General features: G+C 69.9%; 19 protein-coding genes and 1 tRNA gene. 12 read left to right on the forward strand and 8 right to left on the reverse strand.

Annotated features, from left to right (window positions below; all coding sequences use genetic code 11):
• Nucleotides 1-267: 267 nt before the first annotated feature.
• A complete protein-coding gene (locus ACWENQ_RS22505; RefSeq protein WP_449917622.1) occupies nt 268-1,587 on the reverse strand; it encodes an ABC1 kinase family protein in 1,320 nt (439 codons plus the stop codon).
• A gap of 83 nt (nt 1,588-1,670) precedes the next feature.
• Nucleotides 1,671-3,149 (reverse strand): ThiF family adenylyltransferase, encoded by a 1,479-nt coding sequence (locus tag ACWENQ_RS22510; protein ID WP_452415918.1) that lies wholly within the window; start codon nt 3,147-3,149, stop codon nt 1,671-1,673.
• A gap of 103 nt (nt 3,150-3,252) precedes the next feature.
• Between ACWENQ_RS22510 and ACWENQ_RS22515 the strand changes: the two genes are divergently transcribed.
• The 3 genes from ACWENQ_RS22515 to ACWENQ_RS22525 all read left to right on the forward strand — a co-directional run bounded on the left by ACWENQ_RS22515 (nt 3,253) and on the right by ACWENQ_RS22525 (nt 5,192).
• The gene (locus ACWENQ_RS22515) at nt 3,253-4,035 is read left to right on the forward strand and encodes an enoyl-CoA hydratase/isomerase family protein (protein WP_449917618.1); all 783 of its coding nucleotides are present in this window, start codon (nt 3,253-3,255) and stop codon (nt 4,033-4,035) included.
• A 69-nt stretch (nt 4,036-4,104) separates the two neighbouring features.
• On the forward strand, nt 4,105-4,620 hold the full coding sequence (locus tag ACWENQ_RS22520; RefSeq protein ID WP_354905949.1) for a M48 metallopeptidase family protein: 516 nt from the start codon (nt 4,105-4,107) through the stop codon (nt 4,618-4,620).
• Complete coding sequence (locus ACWENQ_RS22525; RefSeq protein ID WP_449917612.1) at nt 4,617-5,192, forward strand: DUF2064 domain-containing protein; 576 nt, start codon at nt 4,617-4,619, stop codon at nt 5,190-5,192. The genes ACWENQ_RS22520 and ACWENQ_RS22525 overlap by 4 nt, the downstream gene beginning before the upstream one ends.
• On the opposite strand, the gene ACWENQ_RS22530 is transcribed toward ACWENQ_RS22525, so the two are convergent.
• Genes ACWENQ_RS22530 through ACWENQ_RS22540 form a run of 3 tightly spaced genes read right to left on the reverse strand, consistent with a single transcriptional unit; the run spans nt 5,179 to nt 7,981 of the window.
• The gene (locus ACWENQ_RS22530) at nt 5,179-6,147 is read right to left on the reverse strand and encodes an endonuclease/exonuclease/phosphatase family protein (RefSeq protein ID WP_449918636.1); all 969 of its coding nucleotides are present in this window, start codon (nt 6,145-6,147) and stop codon (nt 5,179-5,181) included. The genes ACWENQ_RS22525 and ACWENQ_RS22530 overlap by 14 nt on opposite strands.
• A gap of 29 nt (nt 6,148-6,176) precedes the next feature.
• Nucleotides 6,177-6,737 (reverse strand): NUDIX hydrolase, encoded by a 561-nt coding sequence (locus ACWENQ_RS22535; protein WP_452415919.1) that lies wholly within the window; start codon nt 6,735-6,737, stop codon nt 6,177-6,179.
• Nucleotides 6,734-7,981, reverse strand: coding sequence for a zinc-dependent metalloprotease (locus ACWENQ_RS22540; RefSeq protein WP_452415920.1), 1,248 nt, complete (start codon nt 7,979-7,981; stop codon nt 6,734-6,736). The genes ACWENQ_RS22535 and ACWENQ_RS22540 overlap by 4 nt, the downstream gene beginning before the upstream one ends.
• 79 nt (nt 7,982-8,060) lie before the next feature.
• Here ACWENQ_RS22540 and ACWENQ_RS22545 point away from each other — a divergent pair, with 79 nt between their 5' ends.
• The 5 genes from ACWENQ_RS22545 (at nt 8,061) to ACWENQ_RS22565 (ending at nt 13,785) form a co-directional block, all read left to right on the forward strand.
• On the forward strand, nt 8,061-9,134 hold the full coding sequence (locus tag ACWENQ_RS22545; protein WP_449918632.1) for an NAD-dependent epimerase/dehydratase family protein: 1,074 nt from the start codon (nt 8,061-8,063) through the stop codon (nt 9,132-9,134).
• Entirely contained in the window at nt 9,131-9,556 is a 426-nt protein-coding gene (locus ACWENQ_RS22550; protein WP_354905988.1) for a molybdenum cofactor biosynthesis protein MoaE, read from the forward strand. The genes ACWENQ_RS22545 and ACWENQ_RS22550 overlap by 4 nt, the downstream gene beginning before the upstream one ends.
• A 10-nt stretch (nt 9,557-9,566) precedes the next feature.
• Nucleotides 9,567-10,613 (forward strand): YlbL family protein, encoded by a 1,047-nt coding sequence (locus ACWENQ_RS22555; protein ID WP_452415922.1) that lies wholly within the window; start codon nt 9,567-9,569, stop codon nt 10,611-10,613.
• 203 nt (nt 10,614-10,816) lie between these two features.
• Nucleotides 10,817-13,666: a UPF0182 family membrane protein gene (locus ACWENQ_RS22560; protein ID WP_452415923.1), complete on the forward strand. Its 2,850-nt coding sequence runs from the start codon at nt 10,817-10,819 to the stop codon at nt 13,664-13,666.
• Nucleotides 13,667-13,711: 45 nt separating this feature from the next.
• A tRNA-Met gene (locus ACWENQ_RS22565) sits at nt 13,712-13,785 on the forward strand.
• Between the two features lie 68 nt (nt 13,786-13,853).
• On the opposite strand, the gene ACWENQ_RS22570 is transcribed toward ACWENQ_RS22565, so the two are convergent.
• Nucleotides 13,854-14,249 (reverse strand): hypothetical protein, encoded by a 396-nt coding sequence (locus tag ACWENQ_RS22570; protein WP_452415925.1) that lies wholly within the window; start codon nt 14,247-14,249, stop codon nt 13,854-13,856.
• Between the two features lie 184 nt (nt 14,250-14,433).
• On the opposite strand from ACWENQ_RS22570, the gene ACWENQ_RS22575 reads away from it, so the two are divergent.
• The 4 genes from ACWENQ_RS22575 to ACWENQ_RS22590 all read left to right on the forward strand — a co-directional run bounded on the left by ACWENQ_RS22575 (nt 14,434) and on the right by ACWENQ_RS22590 (nt 19,156).
• Nucleotides 14,434-15,012: a DUF1707 SHOCT-like domain-containing protein gene (locus ACWENQ_RS22575; protein WP_449917601.1), complete on the forward strand. Its 579-nt coding sequence runs from the start codon at nt 14,434-14,436 to the stop codon at nt 15,010-15,012.
• A gap of 263 nt (nt 15,013-15,275) precedes the next feature.
• Nucleotides 15,276-16,019, forward strand: a complete 744-nt coding sequence (locus ACWENQ_RS22580) for a globin domain-containing protein (RefSeq protein WP_452415926.1) — start codon at nt 15,276-15,278, stop codon at nt 16,017-16,019.
• Nucleotides 16,020-16,028: 9 nt separating this feature from the next.
• Entirely contained in the window at nt 16,029-18,491 is a 2,463-nt protein-coding gene (locus tag ACWENQ_RS22585) for a DUF4118 domain-containing protein (protein ID WP_452415927.1), read from the forward strand.
• Complete coding sequence (locus ACWENQ_RS22590; RefSeq protein WP_449917596.1) at nt 18,488-19,156, forward strand: response regulator; 669 nt, start codon at nt 18,488-18,490, stop codon at nt 19,154-19,156. Before ACWENQ_RS22585 ends, ACWENQ_RS22590 begins: the two co-directional genes overlap by 4 nt.
• On the opposite strand, the gene ACWENQ_RS22595 is transcribed toward ACWENQ_RS22590, so the two are convergent.
• Nucleotides 19,153-19,377 (reverse strand): hypothetical protein, encoded by a 225-nt coding sequence (locus ACWENQ_RS22595; RefSeq protein ID WP_354905965.1) that lies wholly within the window; start codon nt 19,375-19,377, stop codon nt 19,153-19,155. The genes ACWENQ_RS22590 and ACWENQ_RS22595 overlap by 4 nt on opposite strands.
• 47 nt (nt 19,378-19,424) lie before the next feature.
• Entirely contained in the window at nt 19,425-19,823 is a 399-nt protein-coding gene (locus tag ACWENQ_RS22600; protein WP_449917592.1) for a hypothetical protein, read from the reverse strand.
• Between the last annotated feature and the right edge of the window lie 455 nt (nt 19,824-20,278).

A 20,278-nucleotide genomic window follows, 5' to 3' on the forward strand; every position in this document is an offset into this window, starting at 1 on the left:
CGTCGCGTGGATGGAGCGGGAGGACGGCCCGGGGATGGATCCTTGCGGGCGGCCGATGCCCGGCGGGTGGGGTGTTGACGGCCGGAGGAGCGGGCCGCCCGTGAGGGAGTGATCCCTGTTGGATGGGGCCGGCGAGGGGTGGGAGGAGCTGACGGTCCTGGTGCGGGTGAACCCTGGTGCGGGCCGCCCCCCGCGCGGGCAGGGGTGAGTCGGGAGACCCAAGTACGGGTGCGGTGAAGCCCGGCAGGCCAGTACGGCGGGCAGGTGTCAGCTGACGGCCTCGTCGGCGAAGCCCGGGACCCACCTGATGACCTCGTCTCGAAAGCGGGCCGTCGTGCCGAGCTGGCACAGCACCCCCACCCCCGCCGCGTGCACCCGGTGGATCAACACGTACGAGACCGGCAGGTTGAGCTGCCTGATCACGTTCGTCGGGCGCAGGTCGGTGGCGCTGGCCGCCTGCGCCTGCAGCCACTCCCTGCTGAACGTGAACTCCTCGACCGCTGTCGGCTCCACGTAGGGGGCCAGGAAGCCGCGCAGCGCCTCGACGTCGATCTCGATGTGCTCCTGGATGAAGCCCTCGTCACGCAGCCCGGTGACCACCGCGTCCATGTCGCCCTGGTTGAAGATGCGGGTCAGCTGCCCGAACACCGTGGGGTAGCCGTCAGGCATCCGGTTGACCGCGCCGAAGTCGAGGACGCCGAGCCTGCCGTCCGGCAGCATGCGGAAGTTGCCGGGGTGCGGGTCGGCGTGGAGCATGGCGACGCGGGCGGGGGAGCAGAACAGGAACCGCACGAACAGCAGTCCCGCCTTGTCGCGCTCCTCCTTGGTGCCGTCGGCGATGATGCGTGACAGCGGCGTGCCGTCCATCCACTCGGTGACCAGCACCTGTTCGTTGGCCGCCACGACGTCGGGCACGTAGAAGTCGGAGTCGTCGGCGAACGCCTGCGCGAAGGCGTGCTGCGCCTCGGCCTCGCGCAGGTAGTCGAGCTCCTCGGCGATGCGCTCGCGCAGCTCGGCCAGGACGGCCTTGATGTCGAGCCCGGGCAGCAGCGCCCCGAACAGCTTGCCGAGGCGGGCCATCTGGGCGAAGTCGCCGAGCAGCGCCTTGCCCGCGCCGGGATACTGGATCTTGACGGCGACCGTCCTGCCGTCGTGCCAGACCGCCTTGTGGACCTGCCCGATCGAGGCGGCGGCGGTCGGCCGGTCGTCGAAGGACCGGAAGTGGTCGCGCCAGTCGTCGCCCAGCTGCTCGGTCAGCACCTGGTGGACGGTGGCGGCGGGCAGCGGGGGAGCGGAGTCCTGCAGCTTGGTGAGGGTCGCGCGGTAGGGGCCGACGATCTCGGGCGGCAGCGCCGCCTCGAAGATGGACAGCGCCTGGCCGAGCTTCATCGCCCCGCCCTTGAGCTCCCCCAGCACCTTGAAGATCTGCTCGGCGGTGCGCTGCTGGATCTCCTGGGCGACCAGCTCGGCGGGCCGTCCGCCGATCCGCTTGCCGAGGCCCATGACGGTACGGCCGGCGAACCCGAGCGGAAGGGTCGCCAGCTTGGCGGAGCGCGCTACGGCGCGGCGCGGAAGATCACTCACCATGACGCGCGACGTCCCTGTTGGGACGGCGCTTCCCCCCTTCGTGGTCCCGGCCTGATGGGGCGCCAGGCCTTGCGTGTGGCCCGTCAATGGCAAGAGCCCGGCTCGACCATTGTTAGCGCACCTAGGTCGTTTCGCCAGCAACGACATTGTGGATGCACTGTCCAGGATCGGCGCTTCCACCGCCAATCAGGCAAAACATCCATTGTGCCGTTTGTCACAGCGCTGCTCCGGCCGTCGATGTGAGCAAGCGCATGGCCGGTCGCCGCTGCCGCGACCAGCGAGGACAGTGCGGAACCGCAGGCGATCTCACCGGCGGGGAATCCGCCGAGCCGGGCGGTGACGATCGGCCACGCAGGGTCACGGTCGCGCCGCGCGAGGTCCAGGCAGTGCAGGCACGAGGTCTCGCCCGGCAGTACCAAAGGACCGACGGAGCCGTGACCCTCGAAGGCGGCCGCGAGCAGGTGCGGGATCCTCATGGCGACCAGTTCGGACACCAGCACCGCGTCGAGTGGCCCGACGGGCGCCAGCACGACGAGATCCGGCCGCTGCGAGCCGTCGGACAGGTGCGGCCCGCCCGCGCGGGCATCCACCGAGGACTCCACCTCGCACACCCCCACACCCGCCGACGACTCCGCCCCACGCGCCCCCACACCCGCCGACGACTCCGCCCCACGCGCCCTCGCACCGGCCGAGGACTCCGCCTCATGCGCCCTCGCACCGGCCGACAACCCCTGCCCACACGCGCACACTGCGGTCCGACGTGCCCCCGCCTGCACCGGGGATTCCGGGCCGCGCCTCCCCGACTCACCCGCCCTCGGGCCGCGTCCGGAAGAGGCCCCCGGCGCTCCCGTGCCGCGCCCCTCCGTGCCGCGCGCCCCCACATCCGAAGCCATCGCTCCGGCATCCGAAGCGATCACTCCCGAAGCGCAGCCGCAGTCGACGGGAGCCACCGCAGGCACGGGGACACAGGCACGCCCGGCGGTGATCCGCCTGGCCACGGCGACCGCGCCCGCCTCCCGCGGCATCCCCAGCTCCGTCCAGCCGAGCCCGCCCGGCACCAGATCCTCCGGCCGGGCCGGCTCCGGGTCGATCACGCGCAGCTGCCCCACCCCCGAGGCCGCCAGCAGCGCGACGATCTGCGCCCCCACCCGCCCCGCGCCGTAGACCCGCACGCGTGCCTCACGCCGCCGCCGCATCGTCGCCAGCGCGCCGCCGGGCGTCGTGGCGGCCACGTCCAGCGCGTCGAGGTCGGGCCGCAGCCGGTCGCGCTCGGCGAGCGTGAGCCGCGCCAGCGGCGACGGCCGCACAGCCGCGTCGTCGAGCACCCCTCTGGCCGTGAGCGTGTCGAGCAGCGACCGGGCGCCCTCCTGCGACAGCCCCGCCGTGGCCGCCTCCCGCAGCACCTGTTCGATCTCCCTCGTCCCGTCGAGCCGGTCGAGCCACCGCTTCACCGACGGCGCGAGATCGCTCACCAGGACGGCGCTGCGCGGATGCACGCCGAACTGGAGGGTGCGCTCGTCGCGGAGGATCCGGCGCAGGACGGGTTTCACACGTGGCCTCATGGCGCGCAAGATTCCCACCGGGGAGCATGATCGTGGAGGGGTTTCCCGCGGCCTGTGGATAACCGGCGCCGGGCCCGCGGACGGCTGTGGATACTCTCTCCCAATGAACGAGCTCTTGATCGACCGGCACGACGACGGCGTCGTCCTGCTCACCCTCAATCGCCCCGACCGCCGCAACTCCATGACCGACGGCATGACCGCCGCATGGGCCGAGACGGTCGCCGCGCTCGCCGCCGACAGGGACGCCCGCTGCGTGGTGGTCACCGGCGAGGGCAGCGCCTTCTCCTCGGGCGGCGACCTGTCATGGCTGGCCGAGCGGGGCGACGAGACGGTTCCCGCGCTCCGCGACCGGATGCTCGCCTTCTACCGCACCTGGCTGTCGATCGCCCAGCTGGAGATCCCCACGATCGCCGCGGTCAACGGCCCAGCCGTCGGCGCGGGCCTGTGCGTGGCGCTGGCGTGCGATCTCGTCTACGCCGCCGACGACGCCAAGCTCCTGGCCCCGTTCACCACGCTCGGCCTGCACCCCGGCATGGCCGCCACCTATCTGCTGCCGAGCAGAGGAGGGCTCAACCTCGCGCGGGAACTCCTGCTGACCGGCAGGACCATCAGCGGCGCGGAGGCCGCGCGCGAAGGGCTCATCAACCGCGCGTTCCCGAAGGCGGATCTTCTCCGGGAAACTCTCGAGATCGCGAGAAGCGTCGCGGCGAACGCTCCGATCGCGACGCGGCTGACCAAAATCGCCCTCAAGACCGCACACAATGACCTCGATGAAGCGCTCAAATGGGAGGCGCTGGCCCAGCCGGTCACGATGACCTCGAACGACATGCTTGAAGGCCTCGCCGCGCATCGGGAAAGGCGGGTGCCCAAATTCACCGGCTCTTAATCATGCTGACCAGCGAAAACAGCGGCTCACCCCCTGTGGAATTTCGCCATCGTCGGCTAACGTGCATATGTGTCCCCCGAGAGAGTCGAGGTCCGTCGAAGTTCTCGTCGCCGGCGTACGGTCTCCGCGTACCGCGACGGCGACAAGACGATCGTGCTCCTGCCCGCGTGGCTGAGCGGCGAGGACGCGGACGAATGGGTGAGCCGGATGCTCGATCGGCTGGCGGCCAAGGAGCAACGGCGACGTCCGACGGACGAAGGACTGCTCGAGAAGGCCGTCGAGCTGTCGGCGAGGTACCTCGACGGCAAGGCGCAGCCGGTGAGCGTCCGCTGGGTCGACAACCAGCAGCACAGGTGGGGCTCGTGCACCCCCGACAGCGGCACGATCAGGATCTCGACCCGGCTCAGGGGGCTGCCCGAGTGGGTCATCAACTACGTCATCATCCACGAACTCGTGCACCTGCTGGTGCCGAGCCACGGGCCCGATTTCTGGGCACTGGTCGAACAGTATCCCAAGGCTGAGCGGGCGCGCGGTTTCCTCGAAGGTTTCTCCGCCGCCGCCAGCACCACACCGGAGGAGTGTTGACCCGAGTCGTCGCCGTTCTGGTACGGCAAAGCATGGCGAATGCCGCGCCCGGCGATCCTCGCGAGTTCCTGGAAGCCATAGTCGAGGACACCTACGAGATCGTCGCGGGCCTCGAACTCGTCACACCGGTCCTCGTCACGAGCGTTCCCGCTTTGGATCATCTTTTGTGGCCCGGCACGGACATTATCCAGATAAATGAGGACACGCCGCTGAAGGACATCTTCAAGGCGATAAATGCTGATCAAGCGGCGATTGTGAGTGGAGACGCCCCCGATCTCCCGCCCCTGCTCATCGGAAAGCTGTTCCGCGAACTCGGCCGGGCCGCGCTGACCGTCTGCCCCGCCGAGCAGGGCGGCGCCGTCGCCGTAGCGGCCACTCTTCCCTTCCCCGGCTGGGCCGACCCCGACCTCGACGCCGACGACCCGGTGAAGCAGCTGCGCGCCCAGGCCCCCGGCCGCCGCATGGTCGCCACCACCCCCGGCTGGCACCGCCTGCGCACCAGAGCGGACCTCGACCGCCTCGACCCCGGCCTGGAGGGCTGGGACAACACCAGGGCACTCACGGCACGGTGAGACCGGCGAAGACCGCCCGGTGATCGGTGCCCGGCATGGTGTGCACGCTGACCTCGCGCACGCCCGCCCGCGAGTCGACGAGCACGTGGTCGATCGTGATGACCGGCGGGATCCGCTTGTTGGCCGGCCACGTCGGCACCAGACCCCGGCCGACCTCGTCGGCCGCGTCCTTGTAGCCCCGGCCGAGCAGCTCGCGCATCGCCGCGTGGTCGAGACTGGCGTTGAAGTCGCCCGCCAGCACCCGCACCACGTCGCCCGAGGCGGCGGGCAGTGCCCGCAGTGCAGCGTTCCAATCCCGGACCTGCGGGCCGAGCGGCGGAACGGGATGCACGGCCATCAGCTGGACGGGCTTGCCGCCGGGCAAGGCCAGCACGGCCAGCGGCATGTTGTTGCCGATCGGCGGAGCCTGGTCCCACACCTGCGTCAGCGGGTACTTCGCGTAGAGGCCGCTGCCGCCCGGGCCGTACTCGGCCTCCAGCACCCGGTACGGCATCACGTCCTTCAACCCCGCCGCGTCGAGCCGCTCGACCGCGTCGGGCGTGAGCTCCTGCGTGGACAGGACGTCGGGGTTCAGCCGCCGCACCAGCTCGACCACCGGTGCCGCCTCCGCCTCGCCGAACAACAGGTTCAGGGTGAGCACCCTGAGCGGCCTGCCCGCGGTGGCGTCCGCCGTACCGAGTGCCCTGGGCAGCACGCTGAGGCCCAGGGCGGCCGTCGTGACCAGGGCGACCGCGCAGGCCGCGCGGTTGCGGGAGGCCAGCGCGAGCAGGAGCGGGACCACGGAACCCGCGGCCGCGTACGGCGTGGCCGTCATGAGCTGCGTGGTGATCGAGCCTTGTTCGAGCCCGCCGACCCGGGCAGCCGCCCACAGGAGGAAGGGGATGACCGCGATCCACGCGAGTGTCCTGAACGGGAAGGCGCGACGCGCGGGCGTCACGATCGAGCCGCCGACCATGTCCACATAACCCCCTGTGTGAGGGGACTCTAACCGAGGGGGCGTGAAGTCGCCGTGAGAACGTCGCGGCCCCGCCTGGCCAGCAGCCTCGTGGCCTCGTCGGACAGCTCGGGGATGTCGTCCACGGGGAACCACCGCAGGTCGAGCGACTCGTCGCTCATCACCGCCTCGGCTCCCTCGGGGGCGACGGCCGCGTACTCCACGTCGAGGTGCCAGCTGTGCGGCGGGTGGCACCACACCTTGTGCCGGTCGAGCGCGAGCGGCCCGGGCAGCAACCGGAGGCCCGCGATCCCCGACTCCTCCGTGGCCTCGCGCAGCGCGACCCCGGCCAGCGAGCCGTCGTAGGACTCGCAGTGGCCGCCCATCGGCAGCCACATGCCCGCCTTCGGGTGCAGCGTGAGCAGCACGTGGGCGCCGTCGTGCGACAGCACGGCGGTGGTGCCCGTCAGGTGCCCGGGCGCGCAGCCGCGGGTCATGGCGTCGGGATGCCGCCGCAGGTGTTCGAGGAACTCGCGCCTGAGCTCCTCCTCGGCTTCCGTGGGGGCCTTCCAGCCCGTGAGTACGGCTACCGCGTCGCGGTGGAGGGTCAAGCGTCGCCGTCCTCGAGCTTGGAGATGTCCCAGGCCGCCTCGCCCTTCACGAAGGTGTCGGGAGCGTCGAGGTCGTCGGCCGTCGGCATGAGGTCGGGGTGCGCCCAGATCGCGTCGCGCCCGTCGATCCCCCGGTCGGCGACCACCGCCTGCCACAGCGCTGCGGCCTCGCGCAGCCGCCTGGGCCGCAGCTCCAGGCCGACGAGCGTGCCGAACGTCGTCTCGGCGGGCCCGCCCGTCGCGCGGCGCCGCCGTACCGTCTCGGCCAGCGCGCCCGCGGACGGCAGCTTGCCCTCGGCGGCGGCGTCGACCACGGTCGCGACCCAGCCCTCGACCAGCGCCAGCATGGTCTCCAGCCGCGCCACGGCGGCCTTCTGCCGTTCGGTCTCCTCGGGCTTGAGCAGCGCGCCGCCGCTCAGCGCCTCCTGGAGGGCCTGCGGGTTGCTGATGTCGAGGCCGCGGATCTGCTCCTCCAGGGCGGAGGTGTCGAGCGTGATGCCTCTGGCGTACTCCTCGACCGCGCCGAGCAGGTGCGCGCGCAGCCACGGCACGTGCTGGAACAGCCGGTGGTGGGCGGCCTCGCGCAGCGCCAGGTAGAGCCTGATCTCGTCGGAGGGCAGCTCCAGGCCGCTGCTGAAGGCGGCGATGCCGCCGGGCAGCAGCGCGGCGGTGTCGGACAGCGGCAGGCCGATGTCGGTCGTGCCGATCACCTCGCGGGCCAGCGAGCCGATGGCCTGGCCGATCTGCTGGCCGACCATCATGCCGCCCATCTGCTTCATCATGCCCATGAGCGGGCCGAGCTGGGCGGCCATCTGCTGGGCCTCCGGCGGCAGGTCGGCGCCGCCGATCGTGCCGCCCATGGTCTCGACCATGCGCTCGGCGATCGGCTCGCACAGCTTGCGCCAGACGGGGATCGTGTTCTCGATCCACTCCGAACGGCTCCACGCCTGCGGGTTGGCCACCCCGCTGGGCAGCGCGGTGGCCTCGTTCAGCCACAGGTCGGCGAGCTGGAGAGCGTCGACGATCTGGCGGCGTTCACCCTCCATCACGCTCGGATCGCCGTCCGCGACCACCGCGTGGCGGGCGATGTTCTTGGCCATGTCCCAGTTGACAGGGCCTGAGCCCTGCGGCGCCGAGAGCATGTCGGCGAACTGGCGCATCGCCTGAGCCATCTGCTCAGGGTTGCCGAACATGGCGAACGGGTTGTCGTTGGGGTCGTTTTCGCGACCTGGCAGGTCAGTCACCGCGTTACCTCGTGCAGGATGGAGGAGTCCACAACCGCCACGTTAGTCGTCCTGCGGCGGATCAGTGCAAAGTGAGGACCTGGTGCCTACCTCGAAACGCCCGCGCCAACCAGTCGTCGCCGTCACCGGCGCGTCCTCAGGCATCGGCCGCGAGCTCGTCGCGAAGCTCGCCACCAACGCGGATTTCCGCAGGGTGGTGGCCATCGACGAGGAGCGCGGCGACGTCCAGGACGTCACCTGGCGGGTGATCGACGTGCGAGATCCGCTCTTGGCGAACCGGATCTCCGACATCGACGTGCTGGTTCACCTGGCCGGTGACTACGGGCTCGACTCCGATCCCGCCGAGCGGCGCGCCTACAACCTGCGCGCCGCCCAGACGGTGCTGACCGCCAGCGCGGCCGCGCGCGTGCGCCGTGTGGTGCTGGTCACCAGCGCCATGGTCTACGGCGCGGCGCCCGACAACGAGGTGCCGCTGGCCGAAGACGCCGCGGTCGCCGCCGAGCCCGACACCGGCGTGGTCGGCGACCACCTCGAGATCGAGGCGCTGGTGCGCAGGGCCTCGCGCAGCCATCCGGGGCTCGAGGTGACCGTGCTGCGCCCCGCCGCGATCGTCGGGCCCGGCATCGACACCGTCATCACCAGGCACTTCGAGTCGCCCCGGCTGCTCAAGGTCAAGGGCTGCTCGCCGCGCTGGCAGTTCTGCCACGTCGACGACCTGGTCTCGGCCCTGGAACTGGCCGCCAGGGGCCTGGTCACCGGCGTGGTCGCCGTCGGCTCCGAGGGCTGGCTGGAGCACGAGAAGGTCGAGGAGCTGTCCGGCATCCGCGGCTTCGAGCTGCCCGCCGGCATCACCTTCGGTACGGCGCAGCGCCTGCACCGCCTCGGCATCACCCCGGCCCCCGCGACGGACCTCCACTACGTCGTCTACCCCTGGGTGGTCGACTGCGCGAGCCTGCGCCAGGCGGGCTGGAAGCCCGCGTGGACCAACGAGGCCGCGCTGGAGCAGCTGCTGGAGCTGCGCGAGAACAGGACCACCGTGGTCGGCAGGCGACTGCCGGTCAAGGAGGCCACGCTCACCGCGGCCGGCGCCACCGTCGCGGTGATCGGCACCGCGGCCATCGTCAGGCAGGTGCGAAAGAAGCGTAGGCTCTGAGCGTGATTCGGTTGCTGGACATTCGCGACACCCCGCTGTCGGTCGAGGAGGTGTTCACCGCCGTGGGCTCCCACGCCGCCGGCGGCACCGCGCTGTTCGTCGGCACCGTCCGCGAGCAGGACCACGGCAAGGCGGTGACGCGGCTGTCGTACTCCGCCCACCCCGGCGCGGTCGACGAGCTGAGGCGCGTGGCCGAGAAGGTGGCCGCCGACTTCCCCGTGACGGCGCTCGCGGCCGTCCACCGGGTCGGCGACCTGGAACTGGGCGACATCGCGGTGATCGTCGCGGTGGCGTGCCCGCACCGGGCGGAGGCGTTCGCGGCGTCCCGCAGGCTGATCGACGACCTGAAGGCCGAGGTGCCCATCTGGAAACACCAGGTGTTCGCCGACGGGTCGGCCGAGTGGGTCGGCGCCTGCGAATAAGCTCATGGCCATGTCACGACGCGCACTCACCCTGCTGGTGGCCGGTTTCCTGGTGCTCGCACTCGGCATCTCCGGCGCCTGGGTGACGGTGCCGTACGTCGTGCTGAGCCCGGGGCCCACCGAGAACACGATCGGCTCCGTCGACAACAAGCCGGTCATCACGATCAGCGACCGGCAGACCTACCCGACGAGCGGCACGCTGAGCCTCGTCACGGTCTCCTACCAGGGTGGTCCCCAGGCCAGACCCGACCTGCTGACCGCGCTGCGCGGCTGGGTCGACCCCACCGCCGCCGTCGTTCCCGAGGAGTCGATCTTCCCGCGCGAGCAGACGGCCGAGGAGGTCGAGCAGGAGAACACCGCGGAGATGACCAACTCGCAGGACAACGCGACCGCCGCGGCCCTGACCGAGTTGAAGATCGACTATTCCATGGTGCCCACCGTCCTGTCGGTGGAGAAGACCGCGCCGGCGGCGGGCAGGCTCAAGCCGTCCGACGAGATCCGCACCGTCGACGGCAAGCCGGTCACCGCGGTCGACCAGGTCGCCGCGGCCGTCAAGGCGCACAAGCCGGGCGACGAGATCGTCTTCGGCGTCGTCAGGGACGGCAAGCCGCAGGACGTCACCGTCACCTCCGTCGCCGGTAAGCAGGGCACCGCGATGGTCGGCATCGTCATGCAGGCCAAGTACAAGTTCCCGTTCAAGGTGAGCATCAGCGTCGGCGACGTCGGCGGGCCGAGCGCCGGCATGATGTTCGCCCTCGGCATCATCGACAAGCTCACCCCTGGCGAGCTGACCGGCGGCAAGTCGATCGCCGGCACCGGCACCATCACCCCCGACGGCAAGGTCGGCGGCATCGGCGGCATCGCGCAGAAGATGGTCGGCGCCAAGAACTCCGGCGCGACGGTCTTCCTCACCCCGGCCGACAACTGCGCCGAGGCCGTCAAGGCGGCCCCCGACGGGCTGCGGCTGGTGAAGGCGGAGACGCTCCACGGCGCGATGCAGGCGCTCGACGCGATCAGGTCGGGCAAGGGCGAGGTGCCTTCCTGCTCCGCGGGGTGAACTTTCCCGGGTCCTCGAGCGTTAGCCGTACGGCATCCTTCGTCAGCTCTCCCGAGCCGGTGTAGGTTGCCAATCACGGACCGTTTGTTCATCACGACGAGGGGTTGGCCTTGGCATTCCGGACCCCAGGACCCGGTCGGGGGATGCGTTTGCCCCGCCGACCGCGACTGCTTCTTCCCGTCGCGATCGCGTTGGTGGCGATCGTGGCGTTCTTCTTCCTGTTCTCGGGCATCTACACCGACTACCTCTGGTTCGACTCCGTCAAGGCCACCTCCGTGTTCTCGGGTGTGCTGCTGACCGAGATCGGGCTGTTCGTGGTGGGCGCGCTGCTGATGGCAGGCATCGTCGGCGGCAACATGCTGCTGGCCTTCAGGATGCGTCCGATGTTCGGTCCCGCCATGTTCGGCGGGGGCAGCGGCGCTGACCGCTACCGGCTGGCGCTCGACCCCCACCGCAAGCTGATCTTCATCATCGGCATGGCCGTGCTCGCGCTGTTCGCGGGCTCGTCGTTCGCCGGGCAGTGGAAGACGTGGCTCCAGTACGCCAACGGCACCCGGTTCGGCAAGACGGACGCGCTGTTCAACCTGGACATCTCCTTCTTCACCTTCGACTACCCGTTCATCAGGATGGTGCTGAACTTCCTGTTCACCGCGGTGATCATCGCGATCATCATGGCGGCGATCACGCACTACCTGTACGGCGGGTTCCGGCTGCAGTCGCCCGGCGTCCACGCCTCCCGCGCCGCCCGCGTGCACCTGTCGGTGCTGCTGGGCGTCTTCGTGCTGCTGAAGGCGGTCGCCTACTGGGTCGACCGCTACGGCCTGGTCTTCTCCGACCGGGGTTTCGTCAACGGCGCCTCCTACACCGACGTCAGCGCCGTCCTGCCGGCCAAGACGATCCTCGCGATCATCGCGCTGATCTGCGCCGCGCTGTTCTTCGCCGGCGTCGTACGGCCCGGCGGCATGCTGCCCGGCGTCTCCTTCGGCCTGCTGGTCCTGTCGGCCATCCTGATCGGCGGCGTCTACCCGGCGCTGGTCGAGCAGTTCCAGGTCAAGCCCAACCAGCAGCAGCGTGAGGCGACCTACATCGGCCGGAACATCGCGGCCACCCGCGACGCCTACGGCGTGGCGGGCAGCGAGGTCATCCCCTACTCCGCGCAGTCCGACCCCAGCAAGGTGACCGCCGACGGCGACGTCTCCGTGTCGGGCGTCCGGCTGCTCGACCCCAACCTGGTCGCCAAGACCTACCAGCAGAAGCAGCGCATCCGCGGCTTCTACGACTTCCCCACCCAGCTCGACGTCGACCGCTACAAGGGCGTCGGGCCCGTGCCCCGCGACCACGTCGTCGCGGTGCGCGAGCTGACGGGCCCGCCCGCCCAGCAGAACAACTGGATCAACAAGCATCTCGTCTACACCCACGGCTACGGCTTCGTCGCCGCCCCTGGCAACGAGGTCGACTCCGAGGGCCTGCCCAACTTCGACGCCAAGGACATGCCGGTCATCGGCTCGCTCGGCGAGACCCTCAAGGAGCCGCGCGTCTACTTCGGTGAGCAGATGGACACCGAGTACGTCATCGCGGGCGGCCCCAAGGGCGAGGCGGGCCAGGGCCAGGAGCTCGACTTCCCCGAGAGCGGCGGCACCGGCCAGGCCAACACCACCTACACGGGCCAGGGCGGCGTGCCGGTCGGCTCGTTCTTCAACCGCCTGGTCTACGCGGCCAAGTACGGCGAGAAGAACATCCTGCTGTCGAGCGACATCAACGACAACTCCAAGATCCTCTACGAGCGCAACCCGCGTGACCGCGTCGCCAAGGTGGCGCCGTTCCTGACGCTGGACGGCAACCCCTACCCGGCGATCGTCGACGGGCGCATCACGTGGATCGTCGACGCCTACACGCTGTCCAACGACTACCCGTACTCACAGAGCAAGTCGCTGGCGTCGATGACCGAGGACACCACGACCCTGCGCGGTGTGGTCGCCCCGCAGCCCCGCGACCAGATCAACTACATCCGCAACTCGGTCAAGGCCACCGTCGACGCCTACGACGGCACGGTCACCCTCTACGCCTGGGACCCCAAGGACCCGATCCTGCAGACGTGGAGCAAGGCCTTCCCCGGCGTCATCCAGCCGGCCGCCAAGATGAGCCAGAGCCTCAAGGACCACATCCGCTACCCCGAGGATCTGTTCAAGGTGCAGCGCGACATCCTGTCGCAGTACCACATCGAGGACGCCAACGCCTTCTACAGCGGCCAGGACTTCTGGAACGTCCCCTTCGACCCCTCGCAGGGCGACAGGGACGTCAAGCAGCCGCCGTACTACCTGACCACCACGATGCCGAAGCAGTCGCCGTCGTTCTCGCTGACGACGACCTTCGTCCCGCGCCAGGGTCCCAACCTGGCGGCCTTCATGGCGGTCGACGCGACCGCCGGTCCCGAGTACGGCAAGCTGCGCATCCTGCGCATGCCGTCCAACACCTCGATCCCGGGCCCCGGACAGGCGCAGAACAACTTCCAGAACAAGTTCTCCGGCGAGCTCAACCTGCTCGGCCTGGGCAACGCGACGGTCCGCTACGGCAACCTGCTCACGCTGCCCTTCGCCGACGGGCTGGTCTACATCGAGCCCGTCTACGTCCAGACGGCGGCCGCCGCCGGCCAGGAGCCGTTCCCGATCCTGAAGCGGGTCCTGGTGGCCTACGGCAGCACGGTCGGCTCGGGCAACACCCTGAAGGATGCCCTCGAGCAGGTCTTCAGCGGCAAGGCGGCCCAGCAGCAGACCGGCCAGGAGCAGCAGCAGACGGGGCAGCCTGCCGACGCCTCGGCGACCGCCAAGCTGATCTCCGACGCCCAGAAGGCCTACGACGACGCCAACAAGGCGCTGGCCAGCTCGCCGCCCGACTGGGTGAAGTACGGCGAGGCGCAGAAGCGCCTGCAGGACGCGCTCAACGCCCTCGGCCGCAACGTCACCGTCCAGCCGTCGCCCACTCCCACGCCCACCACGAGCCCGACGCCCTCGCCGACCGGCTCCCCGACGCCCTCGCCCACGCCGAGTTCTTGATTTGCACGAGTCCCGCGTCGCCGATAGTCTTTAGACACACGCCGACGCGGGGTGGAGCAGTTCGGTAGCTCGCTGGGCTCATAACCCAGAGGTCGCAGGTTCAAATCCTGCCCCCGCTACTAGTGAAAGGCCCTCAGGGAGATCATCCCTGGGGGCCTTTTCCGTGCCCGGAGACGGTCCGCCGGTTTCAGTTGCCGATGGGGCCGGGGTTGCACGGGTCGTTGTTGTGGGTCTGGTTCTCGGGGCGGGCGCATGCGGGCAGCTGATCGTTCGTGCCGCCTGGATCGGTGTTGCCGATGGGGCCGGGGTTGCAGGGGTCGCTGTTGTGCGTCTGGTTCTCCGGGCTGGCGCATTCGGGCAGGGCGGGGTTGGCTGGCGGCTTGACGGTCTCGTGCTTGCCGCAGGGTCGGCCTTCGTCACTGTGTCTACGTGTGCACGGGTGGGACGTGGCATCCGTTGTGACGGACTGGACGCCTGCCTTGGTCGTGGTGGCGCCGGCGGGGTTGCCCGCCAGCGTCACAGGAACGGCCAGGGCTGAGGCGGCGATCGCGCTGACGGCGAGGGCTCGCTTGATGTTGATCATCAAATGGCTCCGATCACATGAGTTTTGTAGTGATTCATGCACCTTTCTAGCCGTTTCGCCTTTTAGGCTCCTTTCGTGCAGCTTGCAGCCTGTTCGCGGCATCGGGTGCCCTCATTGGGGCGGCGTCGAGCGCGGCCGATCATCGGCTCTGGCCCGGAGTGACGTCGATCACTACTGTGAAGGCATGACGGATCGGGCGAGGCTCCGCGCCGGCGACAGCGACAGGGATCGGGTGGCGCGGATCCTTCGGTTCGCGGTCGGCGACGGGCGCATCGGCACCGAGGAGCTCAACGACCGTCTCGACCGCGCCTACGCCGCCCAGACCTGCGGCGAGCTCGACGGCATCGTCGCCGACCTGCCCGACCCCGACCGGTTCGAGGTCCCCGAGGTGCTGCGACTGTCCACGGGGTGGGCCAGGAGCGTCAAGCAGGTCGGCCACTGGGTGGTGCCGCCGCGCATCGAGGTCGCGTGCGGGTGGGGCACGGTGCGGATCAACTTCATGCGCGCGACGTGCCCGCACCGCGAGGTGTCCATGGACGTCCGGTGCGACTCGCTGTTCGGCGACATCTGGATCGTCGTGCCGAGGGGCTGGTGGGTGCGCACCGACGAGGTGACGACCCGCTCAGGGCACGTCCACAACAAGCCGCCCGAGCCGCCCGCGCAGGACGGGGTGGTGCTGCGGATGACGGGCCACCTCGACAGCGGGGACGTCTGGATCCGCTACCGCAGGCCACCGGGGACGAACGTCACGTCGCGGGCATAAAGGCGAAACCTCCTGCGTCGTGCGCAGGTCGGCGGCTGGTGGTCCTGTCGGCCGCGTCGAGGCGTCCGGCCGATCTACGTCACGGGCTGCTGCGGCTGTCGCGGTCATGCTTCAGCGCCAGCCGTACGGCGAAATAGACGATCACGAACTGGAGGAGTGCGCTGATGAGCCAGGAAAGGAGCGGATCCACAGACCGAGTGTGACCGGATAAGTCAAGATATTCCATGCTTGTGGAGAAGCTCGCATGGTGATTACATAATTACGTGATCGTAGAGTACATTCGCTATCGTGTTCCCGACGCGGACGGCTTCGAGGCCGCCTACCGGCGGGCCGTCGTCCCTCTCGGCGAGTCGCCGCAGTGCCTGGACTACGAGCTCTCCCGCTGCGTCGACGAGCCGGAGTGCTACATCCTGCGCATCGAGTGGACCTCCGCGGAGGGACACCTGGAGGGTTTCAGAAAGAGCGACCACTTCGCGGCATTCTTCGCGGAGATCAAGCCATATGTGTCGAACATCGAGGAGATGCGGCACTACGAGCAGGTCATCACCAAGACCGAACCCACCCTGTACGAATGGGCGGGCGGCGCGGAGGCGCTCGAACGGCTCACCGCGACCTTCTACGCGAAGGTGGAGAAGGACGAGCTGGTCGGGCCGTTGTTCGCGGCCATGGACCCCGGGCACCCGAAGTACGTGGCGATGTGGCTGGGCGAGGTCTTCGGCGGCCCGGACTCCTACACGCGCGAGCGCGGCGGCCACACGCACATGGTCTCCAAGCACCTCGGCAAGGGCATCACCGAACAGCAGCGCCGCCGCTGGGTGAACCTGCTCATGGACGCGGCCGACGAGGTGGGCCTGCCGCGCGACGCGGAGTTCAGGGCGGCGTTCGCCGGCTACGTCGAGTGGGGCACGCGCCTGGCGCTCTACTTCTCCGGTCCGCGCGCGCAGGCGCCCCGCGAGGAGCCCGTGCCCAGGTGGGACTGGGGGAGCAGGCCACCGTACAAGCCCTAGTCTGGAGCCATGGGCAGGGGGAGGTTGCGGATCTATCTGGGCGCGGCCCCCGGTGTGGGCAAGACCTACGCGATGCTCGGCGAGGGCCGCAGGGCCGCCGCCCGAGGTAAGGACGTGGCCGTGGGTCTCGTCGAGACCCACGGCCGCACACGCACCGCCGAACTGCTCGACGGTCTCGACATCCTCCCCCGCAAGCACCTGCGCCACCGTGGCGCCGACTTCACCGAGCTCGACGTCGACGCCGTCATCGCCCGCAAGCCGAAGGTCGCGCTGATCGACGAGCTGGCCCACACCAACGTGCCCGGCTCCCGCAACGCCAAGCGCTGGCAGGACATCGACGAGGTCCTCGACGCGGGCATCGACGTCATCTCGACCGTGAACATCCAGCACCTGGAGTCGCTCAACGACGTCGTGCGGCAGATCACCGGCGTGCCGCAGCGCGAGACCGTGCCCGACGAGGTCGTACGGCGAGCCGACCAGATCGAGCTGGTCGACATGTCACCCGAGGCCCTCAGAAGGCGGATGGCTCACGGCAACGTCTACGCGCCCGAGGACGTCGACGCCGCCCTCGCCAACTACTTCCGCGTCGGCAACCTGACCGCGCTGCGCGAGCTGGCCCTGCTGTGGGTGGCGGGCAAGGTCGACGAGCAGCTCGACCGCTACCGCGCCGACCACGGCATCTCCGGCACCTGGGAGGCCCGCGAACGCGTGGTCGTGGCGCTGACCGGCGGCGCCGAAGGCGAGACCCTCATCAGGCGGGCCGCCCGCATCGCGGCGCGCACCAAGGGCGCCGACCTGATGGCCGTCCACGTGACCAGGGGCGACGGCCTCGTCGGCAGCGCCGACCCGGCCGGCCTCGCCAAGCAGCGGGCGCTGGTGGAAAGCCTCGGCGGCAGCTACCACCAGGTGGTCGGCGACGACGTCGCGCGCGCGCTGCTCGACTTCGCCGGCGGCGTCAACGCCACCCAGCTCGTCCTCGGCGCCTCCCGCAGGGGCAGGCTGGCGCGACTGCTCTCCCTCGGCGTGGGCCTGACGACCACGGCCCGGTCGGGCTCGATCGACGTGCATCTGGTCATGCACGAGGCGGCACACGGCGCCGGCAGGGAGTCGACCGGGCGCGCCGCGCTCACCCGCAGGCGCCGGCTGGCGGGCTGGGCCATGGCGCTGCTGGGCATGCCGCTGCTCACGGCGGTGCTGCTGCCCTTCGACGGCGGCCTGACGCTGACCACCCACATCCTGCTGTTCTTCCTCATGGTCGTGGGCGTCGCGCTGGTCGGCGGGACGTGGCCCGCGCTGACCGCGGCGGTCGTCGGGTTCGGCCTGCTCAACTGGTTCTTCACGCCGCCCCTGCACACGTTGACGATCCACGCGCCGGAGAACCTGCTCGCGCTGGTCATCTTCGTGCTCGTGGCGGCGATGGTCAGCACGGTGGTCGACCTGGCGGCCCGCCGTACCAGGGAGGCGGCCGGGTCCGGCGCCGCGGCCGAGGTGCTCTCCACGCTGGCGGGGCAGGTCCTGCGGGGCGAGCCGCTGCTCGAACGGCTGCGCGAGATCTACGGGCTGACCTCGGTCACGCTGCTGGAGCGGACGGGGGACGGCTGGCGGATCGTGTCGATGGCGGGCGGCCCGCCGTGCACCGCGCCGGGAACGGGCGACACGGACGTCGTGATCGACGAGGACCTGGTGCTCGCCGTACGGGGAAGGCTGCTGGACGCCGCCGACCGGCGCGTGCTGGAGGCGTTCGCCGCGGAGGCCGCGGTGGCGCTGCGCCACGAGCGGCTGCGGAAGGAGGCGGAGGCGGCGCGCCCGCTGGCCGAGGCCGACAGGATGCGCACCGCCCTGCTCGCGGCGGTCAGCCACGACCTGCGCACACCCCTCGCGTCGGCGAAGGCGGCCGTGGAGAGCCTGCGCAGCGCCGAGGTCGACTGGAGCCAGGAAGACCGGCGGGAGCTGCTGGCCACGGCCGACGAGTCGCTGGTGAAGCTGCACCGGCTGGTGGAGAACCTCCTCGACATGAGCCGCCTGCAGGCAGGCGTGCTCGGGGTCGCGCTGCAGCACGTGGCCGTGGAGGAGGTCGTCTCCCATGCCACGGCCGACGTGGGCGACCGGGTGCGCGTCGACCTGCCCGCCGACCTGCCCGACATCATGGCCGATCCCGTGCTGCTCGAGCGGGTACTGGTCAACCTGATGGGCAACGGCGTCAGATACAGTCCCGTGCTGGTGACGGCCAGTTCCTACGAGTCCACCGTCGAGATCAGGATCATCGACCGCGGCCCCGGCATCCCTCCCGAGGCACAGGAACGGGTGTTCCTGCCGTTCCAGCGGCTGGGCGACCGCGACAACCACACGGGGGTCGGGCTCGGGCTCGCCCTCTCGCGCGGGCTGACCGAAGCCATGGGCGGCACGCTGGTGCCGGAGGAGACACCAGGAGGAGGACTCACCATGATCGTCTCTCTGAAAGCGGTCGCATGATCCGCGTGCTGGTGGTCGACGACGAGCCGCAACTACTGCGCGCCCTGCGGATCAACCTGGCGGCCAGGCAGTACGAGGTCGCGGTGGCGGAGGACGGCACGTCGGCGCTGCGCCAGGCCGCCGACTGGCACCCCGACCTGGTCGTCCTCGATCTCGGGCTGCCGGACCTCGACGGGGTGGAGGTCATCCACGGGCTGCGCGGATGGACGAGCGTGCCCATCATCGTCCTGTCGGGCCGGGCGGGCAGCGATGACAAGGTCGACGCCCTCGACGCGGGCGCCGACGACTACGTGACCAAGCCGTTCAGCATCGACGAGCTCCTCGCCCGCATCCGCGCGGTCGCCCGGCGGACGCAGGCGTCCGCCGGCGAGTCGCCGTCCGTGCGGATCGGCGACCACGAGGTCGACCTGGCGACCAAGACGATCTCCGGTGGGATACGGCTGACGCCCACCGAATGGCACTTCCTCGAGCTGCTGCTACGCCATCCCGGCAAGCTCGTCACCCAGCGGCAGGTGCTGACGGAGGTGTGGGGCAGCGCCTACCTCAAGGAGACGCACTACCTGCGCCAGTACATGGCCCAGCTCAGGCGGAAACTCGAGCGCGACCCTGCGCGCCCGGTCCACCTCCTGACCGAGCCGGGGATGGGATACCGCTTCCAACCCTAGAGATCCTCGTTGAAGGATCTCGGCTCCTCCAGAGGATCGGGATGGGCGTCGGTGACGCGGTTGTCCTCCTCGTTCATCCACCGGAAGATCCCTCGTGCGCACTCGTCGTCGATCTCGTCGATGTGGTGACGCAGCGGGTAGCTGTCCTTGTACATGGCAATCGAGGATTCCTGCACGTCATCGCCCATGTCGTGGGAAATTTCGTACGGCTGATCACTCATAGCACCAGAATACTCACTCTGCGGCGACTGATGCGGAGTGTCGTGTTTCACCGGCGGAGTGAACGGCCGCTGCCGACGCAGCGGCGCAGTCGCAGCCCCGTCCGCTTGGCCCCGACGGGCTGGTCGAGGGCGGCGAGCAGCGCGGCGGCGGTGCGCGCGTCGGACAGGATGCGCAGGACCGTCTCGTCATCGGCCGGCAGCTGGCCGTGCGCGTCGAGCTCGTGCTTGAGGAAGACCAGCGGCTCGGGCGCGCCGGCGGACTCCGCGGCGACCGTGGCGCGGGCCGCGGTCAGCAGGCGCAGGTAGTACGTCCGCAGGGCGGCTTCGCGCATGCGAACGTGCTCGAGGTCGTCGAGCAGCGTGCCGGCGATCCTGAGCAGGTCGCTGGCGCGATTGCTCTCGTCGGCGATCGCGGCGCGGATGTCGTCAAACTCCGAGCGGGTCATGGTGGGCACCTCCACGGGCGCAGAAGCTCGTGCGTACTTCGTACCGGGAGGCGGTTGCGGATGGCTTGCCATCTGGTTGCGAGGCGCGGAGGTTTGGCGAGTCGGTGGGGTGGGAATGACCGCAAGGTTGCCTGAGTGGCGTGAAGTGCCTCCGGAGTCCTGCTAGAGTTTGAGTTGTCGCCCCGCTCCGCTGGAGTGCGGCGCGAACACCCCAACACCTTGATCACCTGCCCGGTTGGTTCGCATCTGTCCGGATCGGCTGGTAGGTTCAAGGGGTTGCCCTGAAAGGGGCGGTCGAAATTCTCGGCAGGTTTCGCGAAAAGAGTCAATTTGACTCGGATCGCGGGGGCTGAAAGAATAGAGACACAACGAACGAAGCGAGTGCGGCCGGGTGGTTGACGGTGAACGCGTCCGTTTCTTGAGAACTCAACAGTGTGTTAAAAGCCAGTGCATGA

Source organism: Nonomuraea sp. NPDC004354 (genome assembly GCF_053602555.1).

Excerpts from the sequence above, each read along its gene's own strand:
- ACWENQ_RS22505 (WP_449917622.1), bottom strand. The coding sequence starts at position 1,587 with ATGGTGAGTGATCTTCCGCGCCGCGCCGTAGCGCGCTCCGCCAAGCTG.
- ACWENQ_RS22510 (WP_452415918.1), bottom strand. The coding sequence starts at position 3,149 with ATGAGGCCACGTGTGAAACCCGTCCTGCGCCGGATCCTCCGCGACGAG.
- ACWENQ_RS22515 (WP_449917618.1), top strand. The coding sequence starts at position 3,253 with ATGAACGAGCTCTTGATCGACCGGCACGACGACGGCGTCGTCCTGCTC.
- ACWENQ_RS22530 (WP_449918636.1), bottom strand. The coding sequence starts at position 6,147 with ATGGTCGGCGGCTCGATCGTGACGCCCGCGCGTCGCGCCTTCCCGTTC.
- ACWENQ_RS22555 (WP_452415922.1), top strand. The coding sequence starts at position 9,567 with ATGTCACGACGCGCACTCACCCTGCTGGTGGCCGGTTTCCTGGTGCTC.
- ACWENQ_RS22570 (WP_452415925.1), bottom strand. The coding sequence starts at position 14,249 with ATGATCAACATCAAGCGAGCCCTCGCCGTCAGCGCGATCGCCGCCTCA.
- ACWENQ_RS22575 (WP_449917601.1), top strand. The coding sequence starts at position 14,434 with ATGACGGATCGGGCGAGGCTCCGCGCCGGCGACAGCGACAGGGATCGG.
- ACWENQ_RS22585 (WP_452415927.1), top strand. The coding sequence starts at position 16,029 with ATGGGCAGGGGGAGGTTGCGGATCTATCTGGGCGCGGCCCCCGGTGTG.
- ACWENQ_RS22590 (WP_449917596.1), top strand. The coding sequence starts at position 18,488 with ATGATCCGCGTGCTGGTGGTCGACGACGAGCCGCAACTACTGCGCGCC.
- ACWENQ_RS22595 (WP_354905965.1), bottom strand. The coding sequence starts at position 19,377 with ATGAGTGATCAGCCGTACGAAATTTCCCACGACATGGGCGATGACGTG.
- ACWENQ_RS22600 (WP_449917592.1), bottom strand. The coding sequence starts at position 19,823 with ATGACCCGCTCGGAGTTTGACGACATCCGCGCCGCGATCGCCGACGAG.